22 protein-coding genes and 1 pseudogene are annotated in these 19,370 nt (G+C 52.6%); 11 read left to right on the top strand and 12 right to left on the bottom strand.

Features of this window, described 5'->3' with window-relative positions; translation table 11 throughout:
• The first annotated feature begins 5 nt into the window (after positions 1-5).
• Positions 6-866 carry a class II aldolase gene (locus ACLBVC_RS03860; RefSeq protein WP_410148215.1) on the top strand — a complete coding sequence of 287 codons (861 nt, stop codon included), beginning with the start codon at positions 6-8 and terminating at the stop codon, positions 864-866.
• A 9-nt stretch (positions 867-875) separates the two neighbouring features.
• On the top strand, positions 876-1,145 hold the full coding sequence (locus ACLBVC_RS03855) for an HPr family phosphocarrier protein (RefSeq protein ID WP_410148213.1): 270 nt from the start codon (positions 876-878) through the stop codon (positions 1,143-1,145).
• A gap of 134 nt (positions 1,146-1,279) precedes the next feature.
• Here ACLBVC_RS03855 and ACLBVC_RS03850 read toward each other — a convergent pair whose 3' ends face one another.
• Together ACLBVC_RS03850 and ACLBVC_RS03845 are read right to left on the bottom strand one after the other, a co-directional pair.
• Complete coding sequence (locus ACLBVC_RS03850) at positions 1,280-1,669, bottom strand: DUF4440 domain-containing protein (RefSeq protein WP_410148211.1); 390 nt, start codon at positions 1,667-1,669, stop codon at positions 1,280-1,282.
• Between the two features lie 17 nt (positions 1,670-1,686).
• A complete protein-coding gene (locus ACLBVC_RS03845) occupies positions 1,687-3,039 on the bottom strand; it encodes an MFS transporter (protein ID WP_410148209.1) in 1,353 nt (450 codons plus the stop codon).
• Positions 3,040-3,152: 113 nt separating this feature from the next.
• On the opposite strand from ACLBVC_RS03845, the gene ACLBVC_RS03840 reads away from it, so the two are divergent.
• From ACLBVC_RS03840 to ACLBVC_RS03830, 3 genes are all read left to right on the top strand, one after another.
• Positions 3,153-4,049 (top strand): LysR family transcriptional regulator, encoded by an 897-nt coding sequence (locus ACLBVC_RS03840; protein WP_410148207.1) that lies wholly within the window; start codon positions 3,153-3,155, stop codon positions 4,047-4,049.
• A gap of 145 nt (positions 4,050-4,194) precedes the next feature.
• Positions 4,195-4,524, top strand: coding sequence for a NirD/YgiW/YdeI family stress tolerance protein (locus tag ACLBVC_RS03835; protein ID WP_410148205.1), 330 nt, complete (start codon positions 4,195-4,197; stop codon positions 4,522-4,524).
• A gap of 144 nt (positions 4,525-4,668) precedes the next feature.
• Positions 4,669-5,205, top strand: coding sequence for a GNAT family N-acetyltransferase (locus tag ACLBVC_RS03830; RefSeq protein WP_410148204.1), 537 nt, complete (start codon positions 4,669-4,671; stop codon positions 5,203-5,205).
• A 194-nt stretch (positions 5,206-5,399) separates the two neighbouring features.
• On the opposite strand, the pseudogene ACLBVC_RS03825 reads toward ACLBVC_RS03830, so the two are convergent.
• Positions 5,400-5,585 (bottom strand): annotated as a pseudogene (locus ACLBVC_RS03825) (LysR family transcriptional regulator); the annotation flags it as partial.
• 107 nt (positions 5,586-5,692) lie between these two features.
• Here ACLBVC_RS03825 and ACLBVC_RS03820 point away from each other — a divergent pair.
• The 3 genes from ACLBVC_RS03820 to ACLBVC_RS03810 all read left to right on the top strand — a co-directional run bounded on the left by ACLBVC_RS03820 (position 5,693) and on the right by ACLBVC_RS03810 (position 7,638).
• Complete coding sequence (locus ACLBVC_RS03820; protein ID WP_410148202.1) at positions 5,693-6,274, top strand: nuclear transport factor 2 family protein; 582 nt, start codon at positions 5,693-5,695, stop codon at positions 6,272-6,274.
• Positions 6,275-6,373: 99 nt separating this feature from the next.
• Complete coding sequence (gene tehB / locus ACLBVC_RS03815) at positions 6,374-6,973, top strand: tellurite resistance methyltransferase TehB (protein ID WP_410148201.1); 600 nt, start codon at positions 6,374-6,376, stop codon at positions 6,971-6,973.
• Positions 6,974-7,467: 494 nt separating this feature from the next.
• On the top strand, positions 7,468-7,638 hold the full coding sequence (locus tag ACLBVC_RS03810) for a hypothetical protein (RefSeq protein ID WP_410148200.1): 171 nt from the start codon (positions 7,468-7,470) through the stop codon (positions 7,636-7,638).
• A 504-nt stretch (positions 7,639-8,142) separates the two neighbouring features.
• Here the strand turns inward: ACLBVC_RS03810 and ACLBVC_RS03805 are convergent.
• From ACLBVC_RS03805 to ACLBVC_RS03775, 7 genes are all read right to left on the bottom strand, one after another.
• The gene (locus ACLBVC_RS03805; protein WP_410148199.1) at positions 8,143-9,564 is read right to left on the bottom strand and encodes a gamma-aminobutyraldehyde dehydrogenase; all 1,422 of its coding nucleotides are present in this window, start codon (positions 9,562-9,564) and stop codon (positions 8,143-8,145) included.
• Positions 9,565-9,576: 12 nt separating this feature from the next.
• Entirely contained in the window at positions 9,577-10,383 is an 807-nt protein-coding gene (locus tag ACLBVC_RS03800; RefSeq protein WP_410148198.1) for an ABC transporter permease, read from the bottom strand.
• Complete coding sequence (locus ACLBVC_RS03795) at positions 10,373-11,305, bottom strand: ABC transporter permease (RefSeq protein ID WP_410148808.1); 933 nt, start codon at positions 11,303-11,305, stop codon at positions 10,373-10,375. The genes ACLBVC_RS03800 and ACLBVC_RS03795 overlap by 11 nt, the downstream gene beginning before the upstream one ends.
• Positions 11,306-11,320: 15 nt before the next feature.
• Positions 11,321-12,343: an ABC transporter ATP-binding protein gene (locus ACLBVC_RS03790; protein WP_410148197.1), complete on the bottom strand. Its 1,023-nt coding sequence runs from the start codon at positions 12,341-12,343 to the stop codon at positions 11,321-11,323.
• Positions 12,344-12,496: 153 nt separating this feature from the next.
• Complete coding sequence (gene ydcS / locus ACLBVC_RS03785; protein ID WP_410148195.1) at positions 12,497-13,636, bottom strand: putative ABC transporter substrate-binding protein YdcS; 1,140 nt, start codon at positions 13,634-13,636, stop codon at positions 12,497-12,499.
• A 34-nt stretch (positions 13,637-13,670) separates the two neighbouring features.
• Positions 13,671-15,134, bottom strand: coding sequence for a gamma-aminobutyraldehyde dehydrogenase (locus tag ACLBVC_RS03780; protein WP_410148194.1), 1,464 nt, complete (start codon positions 15,132-15,134; stop codon positions 13,671-13,673).
• Positions 15,135-15,280: 146 nt separating this feature from the next.
• Positions 15,281-16,189, bottom strand: coding sequence for a LysR substrate-binding domain-containing protein (locus tag ACLBVC_RS03775; RefSeq protein WP_104925231.1), 909 nt, complete (start codon positions 16,187-16,189; stop codon positions 15,281-15,283).
• Positions 16,190-16,400: 211 nt separating this feature from the next.
• Here ACLBVC_RS03775 and ACLBVC_RS03770 point away from each other — a divergent pair, with 211 nt between their 5' ends.
• Together ACLBVC_RS03770 and ACLBVC_RS03765 are read left to right on the top strand one after the other, a co-directional pair.
• Positions 16,401-16,634, top strand: coding sequence for a type II toxin-antitoxin system Phd/YefM family antitoxin (locus tag ACLBVC_RS03770; RefSeq protein WP_410148192.1), 234 nt, complete (start codon positions 16,401-16,403; stop codon positions 16,632-16,634).
• Between the two features lie 33 nt (positions 16,635-16,667).
• Positions 16,668-17,015 carry a type II toxin-antitoxin system RelE/ParE family toxin gene (locus tag ACLBVC_RS03765; protein WP_410148191.1) on the top strand — a complete coding sequence of 116 codons (348 nt, stop codon included), beginning with the start codon at positions 16,668-16,670 and terminating at the stop codon, positions 17,013-17,015.
• Positions 17,016-17,082: 67 nt separating this feature from the next.
• Here ACLBVC_RS03765 and ACLBVC_RS03760 read toward each other — a convergent pair whose 3' ends face one another.
• Positions 17,083-17,514: an OsmC family protein gene (locus ACLBVC_RS03760; RefSeq protein ID WP_195813063.1), complete on the bottom strand. Its 432-nt coding sequence runs from the start codon at positions 17,512-17,514 to the stop codon at positions 17,083-17,085.
• A 145-nt stretch (positions 17,515-17,659) separates the two neighbouring features.
• Between ACLBVC_RS03760 and ACLBVC_RS03755 the strand changes: the two genes are divergently transcribed.
• Positions 17,660-17,839 (top strand): YodC family protein, encoded by a 180-nt coding sequence (locus ACLBVC_RS03755; protein WP_195813064.1) that lies wholly within the window; start codon positions 17,660-17,662, stop codon positions 17,837-17,839.
• An 85-nt stretch (positions 17,840-17,924) separates the two neighbouring features.
• Here the strand turns inward: ACLBVC_RS03755 and metQ are convergent, their stop codons facing one another.
• Positions 17,925-18,737 (bottom strand): methionine ABC transporter substrate-binding lipoprotein MetQ, encoded by an 813-nt coding sequence (gene metQ, locus ACLBVC_RS03750; protein WP_410148190.1) that lies wholly within the window; start codon positions 18,735-18,737, stop codon positions 17,925-17,927.
• Between the last annotated feature and the right edge of the window lie 633 nt (positions 18,738-19,370).

Here is a 19,370-nt window from a genome sequence, read left to right as displayed (position 1 = left end):
TTAATATGCCTTTAGTTAATGGTAGGATCTTACTCGATTATATCCAGGAAAAGCGTGTCTTGGCTGGTGCATTTAATACGACAAATCTGGAAACGACAATTTCAATTCTTAATGCGATAGAGCGTTCTGGATTGCCTAATTTCATTCAAATAGCACCAACTAATGCTCAGCTTTCGGGTTATGACTATATTTATGAAATCGTTAAGCGACATGCAGATAAAATGGATGTCCCTGTTAGTCTGCATCTGGATCACGGAAAAACGTTTGAAGATGTTAAACAAGCTGTCAGAGCAGGCTTTACCTCGGTAATGATTGATGGTGCGGCGCTGCCTTTTGAAGAAAATATTGCGTTTACCCGTGAAGCCGTCGATTTCTGTAAATTATTTGGTGTCCCGGTTGAAGCGGAGCTGGGGGCTATTCTTGGCAAAGAAGATGACCATGTCAGCGAGGCTGATTGCAAAACTGAACCGGAGAAAGTTCTGCGTTTCGTTGAGGAAACAGGCTGCGATATGCTGGCCGTCTCGATTGGAAATGTACATGGACTGGACGATGTTCCACGAATTGATATCCCGCTGTTGCAACATATCGCAGCTTTAAGTCCGGTTCCTCTGGTTATTCATGGTGGCTCAGGTATTGATGCAGATATTCTGAGAAGCTTTATTAATTATAAAGTTTCTAAGGTTAATATTGCGAGTGACTTGCGAAAGGCATTTATAACTTCTGTCGGCAAAGCTTGGGAAAATAATAATAATGAAGCCAATCTGGCTGGCGTAATGGCCAAAGCGAAACAGGCTGTTGAAAATGATGTTTATTCCAAAATCCAGATGATGAATAAACACCATCCGGCGTTGCGAAAAGTATCCTAAGGAGCAGAGATGATCAGACAAAAAGTGCGTGTTATTAACAGCACAGGTTTACATGCTCGCCCGGCGGCCACCCTGACAAAAATCGTCAAGAAATACCAGTCATCACTGATCCTGGTGAGCAATGATAAAGAAATACCTGTTAAAGGAATGATGAGTATTCTGGGTGCGGGCGTGAAGGGAAATACAATGATTGATTTAATTTGTGATGGCCAGGATGAGCTGGCATTTATGAATGAATTGAAAATCGCTTTCGCTGAAGGTTTTGGTGAACCCGGCTAGTGAAATGAAAAACTAATAAGCGATACGGGGGATAATAAAAACTTCCCGTATCGCTTATCACTGTGGTTAACAGACGGCGACTCACAATAATATGAAGATGAAATCCCGGATGTTTTGCTGGTCGGCCATTGAAATCAGCCCGCCGCTGTTTCATGCAGATGCCGCCACAGGATTTTGCCCTGCGCGTCCACGCTGAATACCACCGTTGAATAACGCAGCGTCGCCGCCTGCCCCGGCAATTGCTGGCGCTCCTGATACGTCACTACGGCGGACATTTCACTTTCCGCAATTAACTCTGGCTGCTCAACCTGAATCTCCAGCCCGGATTTCGCCCCGTGCTGCGCCGTGAAAAATGCGCGTAACGCCGCATAATCCAGCCGGTGGCCGGTCAGCGTCACCATCGAATAATCTGCGCTAAACCGCGCCAGCAATTCATCACAAATTGTCTGCGGAGAATTTTCATCGCCCAGCCACATCCGGATAAGTTCATGTGCATCAAACACCTCTTTCACAAAACGGTTCATTTTTTCTCCTGTTGTTTTCATTCCTGCACCACCGCCCCGCGCGGTAATCTCAGACAAAATATGACCGGAAGCAGCACGCTCGCCGCCGCCAGCCAGAAGCTCACTTCGTAGGCACATTGCGGCTGCAGATGCGCCTGTAACAGATTGAGCAGGACGCTGATGACCGTCACGCCAAGGCAAAAACTCAGCTGGCGGTTGATGTTCCACAACGCGCTGGCGTCAGCAAGCTGCGGCGCGGCGATGTGTAAAAACGCGCAGCTCTGCGCCGTGCTGCTGCACAAACTGCTGCCGAACCCCATCAGCGTGAACGCCGCCACCGCCAGCCACGCCGGATAAACGGTCATGCACGCCAGCAGCACAATTCCGCACCCCTGAACCAGACATCCGGGGATAAACAACGCGCGCGGGCCGGTGCGGTTAAACACTTTGCCGGTTAACCCGATAGCCGCAAACGACGCCACCGACCACGGCACCATCAGTCCGCCCGCCTGCGCGGCGGAAAACTGCATTTCATCCTGCAAATACAGCATCGCAATCAGGCTCACGCCGGTAAAAATGCCGGGGATACACTGGTAAATTATCATCGCGGTGCGCAGCAGCGGCTCCCTGATCAGCCGCAGATCCAGCAGCGGATTATGTCGCCTGCGCGCATCACGAACGAAAGCATAAAGACACGCCACACCCGCCAGCAATAACGCGCTTCCCGCGGTCATTTCGCTGGGCTCCCCCAGACGGGTCAGGCCGGATAAAATTAGCGTCAGCCCGAGACTGGCCAGTAAAAAACCGCGCAGGTCAAAACGCACCGCAGGTTCAGCCGGAATCTCGCGCAGCCAGCACAATGCAAGGATCCACGCGAGCAGCGCCAGCGGTAAACTGGCGACAAAAACCCAGCGCCAGTTCAGATGATCCACGATGATGCCACCCGCCAAGGGCGATAACGCCGGTGCCAGCAGGCCAACCAGCATGATCACCGCTGAAAGCCGCGCCCGTTCGTGGCTGCGATAAAGTGCGTACGCCAGTGTTTGCCCGACGGGGATCAGCAGGCCGCCGCCGAGTCCCTGCACAATCCGCCAGACAGTCAGCGACGTCAGGCTTTCCGCGCCCGCAGCGCCAACCGACGCCAACATAAAAATCGCCAGCGACACGGTGAATACGCGACGCGCACCCAGCCGTGAAGCCAACCAGCGGCTGGGCGGGATCACCAGCGTCAGCCCGAGAATATACCCGGAACTGACCCAGGCCAGCGCACTGACCGGTGCGTCAAAATGCCGGGCGATGCCGGGATACGCCACGTTGGCGATAAACATGTTGATCAAATCAACAAAAAATCCCAGCAGATACACAATGGCCACACGCGTGCGGTACTGCATTTGATTCTCTCCTTCACCCTGAATGGCGGGCAATGTAACGGAGAAAGGGTGGATGATATACGGGCGGGTTGCCGCTACACTGTCAAAATATTTTTGACAATAAAGGCTTCGGAATGCTGAATTTACAACGTCTGGAGATTTTCGTGGCGGTGGTGACGGCGGGGAGTTTTACCGGCGCGGCCGCAACCCTCGGGCTGACCAAGGCGGTGGTCAGTTTCAACGTTAAACAGCTGGAAAATGAAACCGGCGTCGCGCTGCTGACCCGCAGCACGCGGCGTCTGGCGCTGACTGATTCCGGCGAACGCTTTTACGAACGTTGCCGGATTTTATTGCAGGATGCAGAATCGGTGCTTGACGATGTACGGCGTGATCACGGCGGGCTGAGCGGTCAGTTACGCATCACCAGTACACCGGAATACGGCGCGCGCGTGGTGGTTCCGGCGCTGGCCGCGTTTGCGGCGTTGCACCCGCAATTGCGCATTCAGCATGTCGCCTCATCGCATCATGATGACCTGATTTCAGGCCGGTTCGATCTGGCGATCCGCCTCGGTCAGCTGGCAGATTCCAGCCATCACGCCGCCACGCTGGGCAGTTTTGGCATACTGCCGGTGGCGTCTCCGGCGTTTTTACGCAGGCACGGCGACATCGGTAATCTGCAACAGCTGGCACAAGTAAAGTGGATTGCCCACAGCCGTCTGCCGTGGCCGGTGAGCTGGCCCGTGACGTCACCGCAGGGAAAACAAACGCTGTTTCGCGTAACCACACCGCCGGTCATAACTGCCGATAATGCCTCATCGCTGCTGGCGTTCACCCTGCACGGCACCGGAGTCGCATTGCTGCCGGACTGGCTGGTTCAGCTGGAAATCGACGCGGGCCGCCTGCGCCATTTGCTTCCCGATCATCGTTTTCCGCCGCAGGGAATTTTTGCGCTCTACCCCAACACCCGCCACGTTCCCGAGAAAGTACGGCGGTTTATTGATTTCCTGAAGTGTCAGATAAATCCAGAATAAGTGAAAGAAATCTCTGATAATTGCCTCGCAGGATTAACTTACATTCTGTTCAGGATTAGAATCCGCTTCCGCCGTAAACCGGTTGCTTTTGCTCGTTGTCATATCGGTTCGGAATAGCATTCCCGCAGGGAAGGATGGATCCTTAATGGTTAAAAAAAGTGCATTACTTATTTTGTTATTCCCAATGATCGCCTTCGCGAATCATTCACACACCCGTGAAGTCACCGTGGCGCAAGCCAAAACACTGCGCGACGACGCACGGGTGATGCTGACAGGAAAAATCATCAGCTACGCCGGAGACGACGACCGCTACTGGTTCCAGGACAGTACGGGCAAAATCCGCATCGACGTGGACGATGATGACGACGACGATGAACGCAGATTAATCGGCAAAACCGTGCATATTATCGGTGATGTGGATAAAGATGGTGGCCGTGTCGAAATCGATGTCGACCACGTTGTAGTCGGTAACTAATTTCCCCTCACATCTGTAACCCGCGTATTACCATGACCTTGTTGTTGGGAGATAATAATAAGGTCACTTATTCCTTACAAACAGTGGCAGAGTTCTCCGCTCAGGCTAAGATTGATTTCAGCTAACGGGAGGAAAACGTTCACTATGCTCATCCAAACATCGCGGTTATTGCTCCGGCCGGTTGAGGCCAATGATGTCCATTCCCTTTTCGCGATCTATGGCGACCCGCAGACAAATCTGTTCAACCCGCGCGGCCCCTATCCTGATCTTGAATTTGCCCGTGAAAAAATGAACGGCTGGCTGCGCGAATGGCCCGATTACGGTTTCGGGCACTGGGCTGTCGCGCTGAATACGCAGCCGGACAACATTATCGGGTTTGGCGGGCTGAGCATTCGTGAAGGCTACGAAAATCACCGGGTGTTTCTCGGCTACCGGTTCGCCACGTCCGTGTGGGGAAAAGGGCTGGCGACCGAATTTGCCAGCGCGGCGCTGAACACCGGCTTTGAGCACTTTGGCATTACCCAAATCTCTGCGACTGTGCGTGAAAATCATCAGGCGTCACAGCGCGTTCTGGAAAAAATCGGTATGCAGAAAGTCGGTTTTCAGGGCGATCCGGTTCACGGCGTCGGCAGTTATATTTTCCGGCAGACAAACCACCAGACCGGAAGGCGCGGAAATTAACGCCATACCGGCGGCAGAATCTGTCACACCGCCGGGAGCGCCATCTCAAGATAAGCTGTAACCGCATGACCCGGTTCTGCGACGCGGCTGATGATCACCAGATTCGCCATCATCTCCGGCGCATCAAAACGGCGGTAATGCAGACCGGGAATATTCACCTGATCCAGCGTGCGCTGTGCTTCGGCCCGCAGCAGAATCCCGGCTTCCGTGAGTTCTACGTGACGGCTGGTGCGGATAAATAATGCACCGCCCAGTTCGGCTTCCAGCGCTTTGATTTGCATACTTAACGCGGGCTGAACGATGTTAAGCCGTCCAGCCGCACGGCCAAAATGCCGTTCTTCGGCGACGGCCAAAAAATACCTCAGATGACGCAAATCCATAACCGCTCCATCAATCATTAAAAATGATTGTTCAGTCAAATCTATATATTTGAGTTTAACGCTTCTCACGACCAACTGAACACCGTCAACCTACAGGAGTCACCGAAATGCAAAGTCAACTTGTAGACCGTCAGCAAATTAATGACCTGATGAATGGCTGGATGTACCGCGACTTGGGTAACTGGGACGGGTTGCGCAATTTATTCCACCCGGACGGCACGATTGAAATCACCTGGTTTGAAGGGCTGGCGAGCGATTTTGTCGATGGCTCAATGCGTATGGGCGCGTCGGATTTGCGCACCAAACACCTCATCGCACAACCCGTCGTCACGTTTAATGCCAGCGGAAACAAAGCGATTCTGGAAACCAACGCGATGATCATGGGCGAAAACGTAATCCTTAATCTGGGCTGTGAATGCCATAACCGTTTTTACGATCTGGCCGAAAAACGCGACGGCGTCTGGAAACTGTTCCACCGCCAGAGTGTTTACGATATGGGCACGTTCACTTTCCCGCTGGGGCAGGTGGAAATAGACCAGAGCATCGTGACGAAGTATCCGCGCGAATATGCCGCACTGGCTTATCTGCTGGAAAAGAGCGGTTTCCCGCTGAGCCGCATCTTTGCCACACGTGGCAGTGAACTGGAACAAAAAATGAAAGCCAGCGCGAAGGCCTGGCTGGCGGTGTAAGTTTTTTAGGCGATAAAGCTGATCACTAAGGATAATGGTGCGGGAGTCATTTTGGAGGATAATAGCGGATATTCGATTCACTATTAGAGGAAACCAGGGATGACTCAGCCCATTGCGCACGAAGATTATTACACCGAAAAATACGGCCTGACCCGCACGCACTCTGAAATCATCAACGCCGCAAAGTATGTCCAGCCGGGCAAAGCCCTGGATTTAGGTTGCGGCAGCGGGCGTAACTCGCTTTATCTGAACCTGAAAGGTTTCGACGTCACCGGTTGGGATCACAACGCGATGAGCGTCGCAAAAGTGAATGAAATCATCGCTGAGGAATCACTGCAAAACATCGCAATTAGCGAGGCGGATCTCAATTCACACCGTTTCAGCGGCGAGTACGATTTCATTTTCTCCACCGTGGTGATGATGTTCCTGGAACGAGGCAGCATCCCGCACATCATCGAAGATATGCATGCGGCGACGAAGCCCGGCGGCTACAACTTGATTGTCGCAGCCATGGATAGCCCGGATTATCCGTGTCCGTTGCCTTTCCCGTTTACCTTCAAACCGGAAGAATTGCGTAATTATTACGAAGGCTGGGAAATCGTGAAATACAACGAAGACGTCGGCGAACTGCATAAACGCGACGAAAACGGCGACCGTTACAAACTGCGTTTTGCCACGCTGCTGGCGAAAAAGCGTTAATTAAGCATTAAAACGTTTATTGCCAAAAAAGAGCCGACAGAGAAATCTCCGGCTCTTTTTTATTTCCGTTTACGGTTCGCAATTTAGGACTGCCATTAACCTGTTTCACTCTTCCCACGGCGTGAACAATCTTGCCAGAATGTCGAAGTGTGTGTGATAATACGCCGCGTTATTTATGACAAAAAACAACGTAAAATCATATTGTTAGGGTTTTTACGGCTATTGAGCGATGCGTAACGGAGCATCCGGAGATGGCTTCTATCTATCGTTTACTGCCGCACCGGCAACATTCAGAGACATCTATGAACTGGGACGTAATGAAGTGGTTGATTGGTATTTATCTGGGCTGTTTTTTGGGTCTTCTCAAAATGGCCTATTCAGATCCCAAATTCTACCTTGATTATATTGATAAAAAATTCTCGTACGTCTGTTATACCTGTTTTATAGTCTGCGGCGCGCTATGGGCAGGGCTCTTTTTGTCCCGGGGTTATGTCATGGACAACATTGATTTAATTTCTGAACAACAGACATTAATAGATAAAGAATATAATTACGTCACTTCTTATCTGCTTTCCATGATTATCGGCTCCGGAATTTCGTTCGCGGCCAGCATTCTGTTTATCGACATTGCCCGCAAAAAGAGCGCAACGTCCGGCGAAGCGTAACGACCGTGCGGCAGCTTCGGGAGTGGATTCAATAATATGAACTATCATTAGAGTTTAACTGATGAGGGCTCATACATGACTTCAGTTGCCAGTCTGACCGGTGGGATAATATTCATACTCATCGCGATTGTGATGATCTGGATATTGTTCCGAAATCACCGAAGCAAAACCAACAGCAAGTTGCTGACCCCGGGCAACTGCTTAGTCGCTGCCCTGACGGTCGTCTCATTCATTATCGCCATCATATTCCTGAGCAGTTCATCGTAGACTCCGCTTCAGAAACGTAAGAAGGCCGCCTGATGGCGGCCTTCTCATTAATTTTTACCCCACCCGGCGCTTATCTCCGGCACTCTCATTGGCTTAGCTCTTGAAGGGGCGAACTCATCTTCTCAGATTCCTCCTAATGGCATTTAACAATAATTGCCATTTTGACTATTAGCCTGATAACGAATGATTTTAACGATGCGCCCCGCCTGAATACCTGCTACGAACCATGGGAGCCCATTATTCGTGTTTTATCATTATGTGCCTGATTGCCGTGTAGTCTTCCAGCCCGTACACCGACATGTCTTTGCCGTAGCCGGATTGTTTCTGGCCGCCGTGTGGCATTTCGCTGACCAGCATGAAGTGCGTATTCACCCAGGTGCAGCCGTATTGCAGGCGGGCGCTGAGGCGGTGCGCACGACCGATGTTTTGCGTCCAGACTGACGAAGCCAGCCCGTAATTTGACTCGTTGGCCCAGTCGAGAACCTGCTCTTCGGTATCGAACTCCGTCACGCTGACGACAGGGCCAAACACTTCGCGCTGAACGATTTCATCTTCCTGCCGCGCGCCCGCCAGAACGGTGGGCTGGAAGTAATACCCTTCGCCGGAGACGCGTTCGCCGCCGGTCACGACCTCAATATGCGGCACCTGTTTTGCGCGCTGCACAAAACCTTCGACACGTGCGAGATGCGCCGCAGAAACCAGCGGGCCCATTTCGCTGTTTTCATCGGTGCCTAATTTCAGCGTGGAAACCGCTTCGCCCAGTGCCGCGACCAGCCGGGAATAAACGCCTTTCTGCGCGTAAATACGGCAGGCGGCGGTGCAGTCTTGCCCGGCGTTGTAGAAACCAAACGTCCGCACGCCTTCCACCACCTGATCGATATCCGCGTCATCAAACACAATCACCGGCGCTTTGCCGCCGAGTTCCATGTGAGTACGTTTGATGCCGCTGGTGGCCTGCGCAACAATTTTTTCGCCCGTTGCGACCGAACCGGTCAGGGAAATCATGCGGACTTTATCGTGATGCGTCAGCGCGTTACCCACCGTCTGACCGTCGCCAAACAGCACGTTCAGCACGCCAGCCGGGAAGATATCTTGTGCCAGTTCGCCCAGTTTCAGCGCCGTCAGTGGCGTGATTTCAGAAGGTTTGATCACCACGCAATTACCCGCCGCCAGGGCGGGTGCGATTTTCCACGCCGCCATCATCAGCGGATAGTTCCACGGCGCGATTGACGCCACTACACCCAGCGGGTCGCGGCGGATCATCGACGTATGTCCGGCCAGATATTCCCCGCTGGCCAGACCGTTCAGGCAACGGCTGGCACCGGCGAAATAGCGAAACACATCGGCCACCGCCGGGATCTCATCGCCCAGCGCCAGATGGTACGGTTTCCCGCAGTTCAGGGACTCGAGATTTGCCAGCGCTTCGGCGTTGGCTTCAATGCGAACGGCCAGTGCCAGCAGCAGCTCGGCGCGGGTTTTCGGCGTGGTTTGTCCCCACTGCGTAAATGCACGATGCGCCAGATCAACGGCCTGTTGGGTCTGCTGTTCGCTGGCCTGCGCCAGACGCACAATTTCCTGTCCGTTATGCGGGTTGAAAACCGGCAATGACGCCCCTTCTCCGGCAACCAGCTCACCATTAATCAGCATGTTCGTTTGCATCATTTTTCCTTATTATTTGCCGTCACCGGCTACATCAGACCCGTTTCTTGTCAGATACCACGCCCCTAAAATCGGGAACATGGTCAGTACCATCAGGCTCAGCGCGACGACGTTTGTCACCGGCACTTCGCGCGGCCTGCCCAACTGATTGAGCAGCCAGATAGGCAATGTCCGTTCGTGCCCGGCTGTGAATGTCGTCACAATGATTTCATCGAAAGACAGCGCGAATGCCAGCATTCCGCCCGCCAGCAGCGCCGTGCTGAGGTTAGGCAAAATGATGTAGCGGAAGGTCTGCAAGCCGTCGGCCCCAAGATCCATCGACGCCTCAATCAGGCTGTGCGTAATCCGCCGGAAGCGCGCAATCACGTTGTTGTAAACAATCACCATGCAAAACGTGGCGTGGCCAATAACAATCGTCAGCATGCCCGGTTCGATCTGCGCGGCGTGAAAGGCGTTGAGCAGCGCCAGCCCGGTGATAATCCCCGGCAATGCAATCGGCAGCATGAACAATAATGTGATGCTGTTCTTGCCGTAGAAATCCCGGCGATACAGCGCCGCAGCCGCCAGCGTACCCAGCACCATCGCAATAATCGTGGCGTAGCAGGCGATTTGTACCGAGAGCCAGACGGCGTCGAGAATGTCGTGACGCCCGGCGGCTACAGCGAACCAGTGCAGCGTGAAGCCTTTCGGCGGAAAACTGAACGCCGCGTCTTCGGTGTTAAATGCGTAGACGGCGATAATCAGCAGCGGGAAATGCAGGAAAACCAGCCCGCCCCACGCGAAGAGTTTCAGTAACCAGGGTGCGCGTTTAGAGTGCATCGAAGGCCCCCAATCGTTTAACCATCGACAGATAAAGCGCGATCAGCACGATAGGCACCAGCGTAAACGCGGCGGCCATCGGCATATTGCCGATCGAACCTTGTTGTGAATACACCATGTTGCCGATGTAATACCCCGGCGGTCCCACTAGCTGCGGGATGATGTAATCGCCCAGCGTCAGCGAGAAAGTGAAAATCGACCCGGCGGCAATCCCCGGCACCGCCAGCGGGAAAATCACGTAGCGCAGCGTCTGCCACGGCTTAGCGCCTAAATCTTCCGATGCCTGGATCAGCGACGGCGGCAGGCGCTCCAGCGCGGCCTGAATCGGCAAAATCATAAACGGCAGCCAGATGTAGACGAAAACCCAGAATCGGCCAATCCCGGAGGTCGATAACGTGTTACCGCCAATCCCCGGCAGGCTCAGCACCGCCGTCAGCAGCGGTTCCAGCCCGAGATGTTGAAGAAACCATTGCAGCACGCCGCCTTTGGACAGCAGCAGCGTCCACGCATACGCTTTCACGATATAGCTCGCCCACATCGGCATCATAATGGCGATATAAAAGAACGCTTTTTTCTTGCCGGTGATGTAACGCGCCATGTAATACGCAATCGGAAACGCCAGCACCGCGCTGAAAAATGACACCAGCAGCGCCATCGTCACGGTGCGGATAATGATGTCGGCATTCACCGGATCAAACAGCGCCCGCAGATTGGCCAGCGTCAGCGTATTGGACACCGTCATGGTGAAGTCGTCGAAGGTATAAAAACCCTGCCACAACAGCGCAAACAGCGAACCTAAATACACCGCGCCGAACCACAACAGCGGCGGCACAAGCAGCAGTGCCAGATAAAATCCGGGACGACGATGCAGGAATGTCACCAGCGCCCGGCCACGCCGCGATCGCTTCTCGTAAGGAGTCATGCTGATATCCATCGTTTAGCCCTCAAGCAGCGCCACCATGGCATCTTTGTCCCAACAGGCCACCACCGGTTGCCCCTGATGGAAGGTGTTTTTCGCGCCGACCGAAAGGTTATTTGCCTCACTGACAAACAGTTTTTCACCGCCCTCGAGCGCCAGTTCGTAGCGCGTCGCGGCGCCCTGGAAATGAATATCTTTGAGGATGGCGCTGACCTGCACCGTATCCGTTCCGGCCACCGGTTGCGGCGTCAGGCGGATATGCTCAGGGCGGATGGAACGGCTGCCGGAAAGACCGGTGAGTCTGAAGGAGAGATCGGAGGTCAACACGTTTGCAGTACCGACAAACTGTGCAACAAAGGCGGTGCGCGGGTTGAGATACAGCTCGCGCGGCGTATCGACCTGTTCGATGCGGCCATTATTGAACACCGCGACGCGATCCGACATCGACAGCGCTTCGCTCTGATCGTGGGTAACAAAAATAAAGGTGATGCCCAGTTCGCGTTGCAGCTTTTTCAGCTCACCCTGCATCTGCTCCCGCAGTTTGAGATCCAGCGCGCCGAGCGGTTCATCGAGCAGCAACACGCTCGGCTGATTCACCAGCGCCCGTGCCAGCGCCACGCGCTGACGCTGGCCGCCGGACAAAAATGCCGGTTTACGGGCGGCGGTAAAACCCAGCGCCACGCGTTCCAGCGCTTCCATCGCCTTGTGCGTTCGCTCCTTTTTCCCCACGCCTTTGACCATCAGGCCATAAGCGACGTTATCGAGCACCGTCATGTGCGGAAACAGCGCGTAATCCTGAAAAACGGTGTTCACATCACGCTCATATGGCGCGAGCTGCGCCGCTTCCTGCCCGTGAATGCGGATGGATCCTGATGTCAGCGTTTCAAAACCGGCGATCAGACGCAGGCAAGTGGTTTTCCCCGAGCCCGACGGCCCGAGCATAGAAAAGAACTCGCCGTCCTGAATATCAATCGACACATTATCGACGGCTTTCACTTCCCCGAATAAACGGGAAACATTGATGAACTGTACGGCAGGCATAAAGTGCTCCTGGATTTTTTCACCGAAACCAAACGCAAAATCATTTGAGTTATATCAAGGCGGCAACTGAGTGATCCCCGGGAGCTTACTGAAGTAAGTGACCGGGGTTCGCGAACGCAGCCAACGCAGAGACGGCTCAAAGGATAAAGCGGATCATCTGCCACCCATGATGGCGATGTAATCCTGTGTCCAGCGGCTGTAAGGCACGAATTTACCGCCTTCAGCCTGCGGGGTTTTCCAGAAGGAAATGGACGCAAACTTATTGAAGCCGTTGGTTTCGCAGCCTTCCGCGCCTAGGAGCGGGCTGGCTTTGCATCCGGCCGGAACCGCAGGCACGGAGCCAAACCAGGCGGCAACGTCGCCCTGTACTTTTGGTTCAAGCGACCAGTTCATCCACTGATACGCACAGTTCGGATGCTCAGAATCGGCGGCTAACATGGTGGTATCCGCCCAGCCGGTGACGCCCTCTTTCGGGAACACGGTGGCAATCGGCTGTTTCTCGCCTTTCAGCGCATTGGCCTGATACGGCCAGGAAGAGCTGGCAACCACGCCTTCGTTTTTGAAATCACTCATCTGCACCGACGCATCGTGCCAGTAACGGTGGATCAGCGGATGTTGCGCGCGCAGCAGTTTCAGCACGGCGGCATACTGTGTTTCATTGAGCTGGTACGGATCGTCGATTTTCAGATCCGGCTGGGTGCTTTTCAGATACAACGCGGCATCCGCGATGGCGATCGGGCCGTCATACGCCTGCACGCGTCCCTGATTCGGTTTGCCGTCCGGCAGGTTTTGCGGCACGAAAATGACCGCCCAGCTGTCTGGCGCGGTCGGGAAAGTTTTGGTGTTATACATCAGCAGGTTTGGCCCCCACTGATACGGCGTGCCGTACACTTTCCCGCCCACGTTAAACCATGCGCCCTGCGTCAGACGCGGGTCGATACTCTTCCAGTTGGGGATCAGCGCCGGATTAATGGGCTGGACGCGTTTACCGTAAATCAGGCGTAACGACGCATCGCCGGACGCCGTCACCAGGTCATAGCCGCCTTTCGCCATCAGGCTGACCATTTCATCGGACGTCGCTGCGGTTTTCACATTCACCTTACAGCTGGTTTGCTTTTCAAACTGGGTCACCCAGTCATAATTTTTGTCGCTTTCACCGCGCTCGATATACCCTGGCCAGGCCACAATATTTAACTGGCCTTCGCCTTTACCCAAATTTGCCGGTGTTTCCGCGGCCAGAGCGGTATTTAAAAAACTCAGCAGGCCCAAACAAATAGCAGATAACTTTTTCATCGGTTACTCCTGTCCTGTCGTCGTAAATATGTTTTTAGAATTGTGGTTTGAACTTCGCCATGATGTGTCTGACTACGCTGTAATCCTGTAATGAATAACTGGAAAGATCGTTGCCGTACCCGGAGCGTTTTAATCCGCCGTGGGGCATTTCGCTGACTAAAGAAAAGTGAGTGTTAATCCAGGTGGTGCCGTATTGCAGGTGGGAAGAGATTTGCATTGCCAGGTCGATATTTTGTGTCCAGACCGACGACGCCAGACCGTATTCTGATTCGTTTGCCCAGCTGACGACCTGCGCAATGGTGTCGAACCGTGTCACACTCACGACCGGCCCGAACACTTCGCGCTGGACGATTTCGTCACTTTGCAGACAGCCTGCCAGTAAGGTCGGCTGGTAATAAAAACCGGGGCCGGAATGCGACGCCGCGCCAGTGATGCGCTCGATATGCGGCTGACTCAGCGCCCGTTCAACAAAGCTCGACACGCGATCCCGCTGGCGGCTGCTGATGAGCGGCCCCATAAAATTTTCACTGTCGTTTTTGCGCGCGAAAGATAACTGCGAGACCGCCTCACCCAGTTTTTCCACCAGACGCTCATAAATCCCGGCCTGCGCATACACGCGGCAGGCAGACGTACAATCCTGCCCCGCGTTGTAATATCCCCACTGGCTGACCGCATCCACCACATCGTCAATATCGGCGTCATTGCACACAATCACCGGCGCCTTACCGCCCAGTTCCAGATGCGTGCGTTTCACGGTTTTGACTGCAGCCTGAAGAATGCGCTGGCCGGTGACGATATCGCCGGTCAGGGAAATCAGGCGAACGTTCGGATGGCTGACCAGCGCATTACCGACGCCCTCGCCGCTGCCGGTTATCACGTTCAGCACGCCGGGCGGCAGGATTTCCTGTAACGCAGGCAGCAGCGCAAGAATGGTCAGCGGCGTGTGTTCGGAAGGTTTAAAGACCACGGTATTTCCCGCAGCCAGCGCCGGTGCAATTTTCCACGCCGACATCATCAACGGGTAATTCCACGGCGCGATAGACGCCACCACGCCCAGCGGATCGCGGCGCACCATCGACGTGTGGCCGGGCAGATATTCGCCGGAAAGCTGCCCCTGCTGACATCGCACCGCACCGGCAAAGAAGCGGAAAACGTCGATGGCCGCGGGCAAATCGTCTTTCAGCGCCTGATGCAGCGGTTTCCCGCAGTTAATTGATTCCAGCTGCGCCAGTGACGGCGCCTGTTTCTCGATAGCGTCGGCAATGCGCAAAAGCACCGTAGCGCGTTCGGCTGGCGTGGTGCGTGACCAGCGCAGAAAAGCATTGTTGGCGGCGGTGACGGCCTGACCAACCTGAGAAAGCGAGGTTTCAGCGATTTCGGCAATGACTTCACCGGTGGCGGGATTGAAAATACTTTGCGTCGCGCCCTCGCCGGTCCGGAGGTCGCCGTTAATCGCATGTTTTTCAGAAAAACGGGCAACAAATTCTGCATCCGACATCGCTTACCCCACAGAGAAGACAATCATCGTGAATTAACAAAAATGTTATTTGTTAGTAACAATTCGTCTATTCACATTAGGTAATTTCTCTGAGGGCAACAAATAGCAATTACTGAAGGGTGCGTTCGGAAAAAACGAATGCTCCGTCAGGCCGGACGTCGCTTGGCGCTGTTTTCCCGCGCAATGGTGAGAAACGGCGTCACCAGTTCCGGCCGCGCACTGCCGCGCCGCCAGGCCAGCCCGATATCCAGCGGCTCAATGGAATCCTCCAGTTTACTGGCTTCGATCATATTGCCTTCCAGCGACCACGCGCGGTACGCCATGTCCGGCTGAACGGACACGCCAAGCCCTGCCGCCACAAGGCTGCGCACGGCTTCGGTCGAGGCGGTTTTCATCGCGATATTCGGTTTCAGCCCCGCCCGCGCCCATAGCCGCTGCGCGTGCTTTTCCATTTCATCCACATTGAGCTGGATCAGCGGTTCATTCGCGATATCAGCCAGCGAAATGCTTTCGCGCTCCAGCAGCGGATGCAACGGCGGTAACCAGAGGCGATAAGAGGAATGGGTAAGAACTTCGGTCTGGAGCGCATCGCGGTCTTCGAGATTTGAGAGGATCAGCACGCCGATATCAATTTCACCGCTGACCAGCAGATGTTCGATGTACTGGCGCTCATCCTCGACGACTTTCACCTCGACGTTCGGGTAATACGCGTTGAACTGCTTGAGTAAATCCACCAGGAAATACCCGGCCACCAGGCTGGTTACGCCCAACGTGATTTGTCCAGTCACACTTTCGGTACCCAGTTGCAGGCTACGTTTGGCGTTATCGACGGTTGCGAGGATCAGATAAGACTGGCGCAAAAACTGATGCCCCTGATGCGTCAGCGTCATTCCCTTCGCGTGACGGTCAAACAGCCGCGCTTCTGTTTCCACTTCAAGTTGCTGAATCGCCTGTGTTAACGACGATTGCGAAACAAAAGAAGCCTGCGCAGCCGCAGAAATCGAACCGGTTTCAGCGACGGCAATAAAATGTCGGATCTGGCGTAACGTCAGCATGGCGCGAACATGACCTCTACATATAATCGAATGCATACACTCAGCATTCGGTTTAAGGGAATGATTAAGTAATGGCAGGCGGCGGATTTTTGTCAAACCGGCGAAGAATTTAGTTTTCGAGGTGTGAAGGAAAACAGGAAAGTTATTTTGCATGAGGTCTGTAAAAGGACTATATTTAGACCTCAATACGTTTGGCGACGGAGATATACACATGCAAATACAGACCATCAGCTTTGTGAAGAAGCATGCTGCTGTACTTGACCTTTCACAACCGATACTGGTCACTCAGAATGGTGAACCGGCTTATGTCATTGAATCCTTTGAAGACCGACAAAAAAGGGATGAAACCATCGCTTTGCTGAAACTGCTGACACTGGCAGAAAATGATAAAGCAGAAGGCCGGACATTCACGAGAGAACAGCTTTTAGAAGACTTACACCGTTAATCCGGTCGGGTTCGCTAAACACTGGGATCCCTTATGTCAGCAACGAAAAGTAAAGTAGTGATTGAGTACCTGCAGACCGTAAAGCTGTCTATCGATGAAATTGCGAGTTACCAGACCTCACAGGGTAACGATCCGCTAAAAATCATCAACGCAGTGTTGGATGAGTTTGAAGCTAAAGTGAAGGTCTTTCCCTTGTCTTGCCCGGTATCACCCGATCTGGCGGCCCTGGGGGTTATCAAATATCGTCAATGTAATACCTTGAACGGTTACCGAATCATTTATACCTATAACGAACCGGCAAAACTGATCTCTGTGTATGTGCTGCTTTCACAGCGGCAAAACGTCCAGGAGCTGTTGTTTAAAAAGCTTATCATGGGCTGACAACACAAAAGCCACGCATAAACGCGTGGCTTTGTTCGTTTCAAACGCTGACGGCTTCAACCCAACATCAGTTTTCCAGCTGATAAGTTAGCGTAATTTCCGCTTTCAGCACCTGTGAAACCGGGCAGCCGGCTTTGGCTTTTTTGATGATTTCGTCAAATTTGTCTTTATCGATACCCGGCAGTTTGATTTTGCTGTCGAGCGCAATCTTAGTGATGGCAAATCCGCCGTCCACTTTATCCAGTGATACATCTGCAACGGTATCGATGCTTTCCGGCGTGTGCCCTGCTTCGCCGAGCATCAGCGATAGCGCCATTGAAAAGCACGCGGAATGCGCAGCGCCAATCAGTTCTTCCGGGTTGGTTCCAGCTTTGCCTTCAAAACGGGTGTTAAATCCGTACGGCTGATCCTTCAGCGCCCCACTTTCAGACGAGATGTAACCTTTACCGTGTTTAATATCACCTTCCCAGTGCGCCGATCCTTTCTTATGAATGGTCATGTTTTTCCTCCGGTTTGTATTACATTGGCTATAAGTATAGCGTTAGCGCTGTGATTCGCGAGGATCGCCCGGCTAGGCGGCTTCAGTGCGGTTTTATCGCAAACCATAGAATTCATTCATCCTCACCAAAAACAGAGAGAAAAACATGTTTAAACCTCAGGATCTGGTTCAGTCAAAAACCGGCGGACCGCAAATGATTGTGCTCCGCGTGGAAGGCGAAACGTTGTGGTGTGCGCGTACGGATGATTTCGCAAAAAAAGAGATCGAAGTAAGCGCCGATTCTGTGAATCTGTATCACTTAGACGGTGATTTTGGCGTCTGCTGAAAACCGTTTTTTGATTTTGCAAATACAAAAATCCTGAGATTATTAAATCTCAGGATTCAATGATTCTTTATGAAGAACCGTATCCTTACCAGCCTTTTACAGCGTCACCGTGATAGATAGCGTCCGCCGCTTTAACTGTTGCATCAGTCTGATAAGCCTCAACCAGTTCCTTCACGGACTGACTGTCTTTGTTATCTTCCCGCGCCACAATAATGTTCACGTAAGGCGAATCTTTGTCTTCCACGAACAGACCATTTTTGCCCGGCGTAAGACCAACCTGACCGGAATACGTGGTGTTGATCACCGCCAGCTCAATTTTGTCATCGTCAATTGCGCGGGTCAGCTGCGGGGCTTCAATCTCAACAATCTTGAGATGTTTCGGGTTCTCAATGATATCCAGCGACGTTGGCAGTAAGCCCACACCGTCTCGCAGTTTAATCAGCCCTTGTTTTTGCAAAAGTAACAGCGAGCGACCAAGGTTGGTCGGATCGTTCGGTACGGCAACCTGTGCGCCGTCGCTCAGTTGATCGATGGATTTGATTTTGCGGGAATAAGCCGCGATCGGGTAAACAAAGGTTTTACCCACTTCCACCAGTTTGTAGCCACGCTCTTTCACTTGTTTGTCGAGATACGGGCGGTGCTGGAAGGAATTAACGTCAATATCGCCGCTGCTCAGCGCAGAGTTAGGCAGCACGAAATCGTTGAAGGTCACCACTTCGACGTCCAGATTGTATTTATCTTTGGCCGTTTTCTTGATGGTCTCCCACATTTGCTGATCAATACCCGCGCTGATACCCACTTTGATGTGGTTATCTTTGGATTTTTGATCACAAGAAGTCAGCGCCAGAGCGCCAACCAGCGATAACGCCAGGAGTGAAATTTTTATTGCGGTGCGCATGAGGTCTACTCTTTCCGTGAATAAATAAGTGTTCAAATTGAAGCCGTAGCTTTACCGACACAGTGTTTCAAAACGTTTTCACATGAGCAAATACGAAAAAGAAATAACCTAATGCAAAAAGGTTTTTTTTGGGCGGAAAAATATACGTTAATTCAATAAAACGGTAACCTGAGTGTTGTGAGTTTGTTGTTTTATCTTCATGAATTCTGTTTCGATAAAAACGAAACATGGCCTAGGATTATTCTTAAGACCATGTTTTTATAGGGTATATCATTATAAGTGAAATAATATTACCTTACATTCAATTCCGTTGCCCACGCAGAAACCGTATCAGGAGAAATATAATTTACATTGTAAATACAACCACCTGGCGAAGATGTTAAATATCCAATGCAGGGGAAAGAATCAGGGTGCAATTCAACCAGAGCCTGCTGAATTTCCTCATCACTCATTAATGGTGAGACGATGGAATCCGAAAACTTAAAGTAGTCCTCAAACATCCACGATATATAGTCCCTTTCGCTCCTCAACACTCTCATATAACGCACTCCCTCCGGTTAAATCCCATTAAAAAATAGCAGGGCTGTGAAGTTCGTGCGAACAATAATTGAACTGAAATTGCCTTAAATCAAA

The sequence above is a fragment of the Rahnella selenatireducens genome (assembly GCF_046449555.1).
Classification (GTDB): Bacteria; Pseudomonadota; Gammaproteobacteria; order Enterobacterales; family Enterobacteriaceae; genus Rahnella; species Rahnella selenatireducens.
This window is presented reverse-complemented; position numbering and strand designations above follow the sequence as displayed.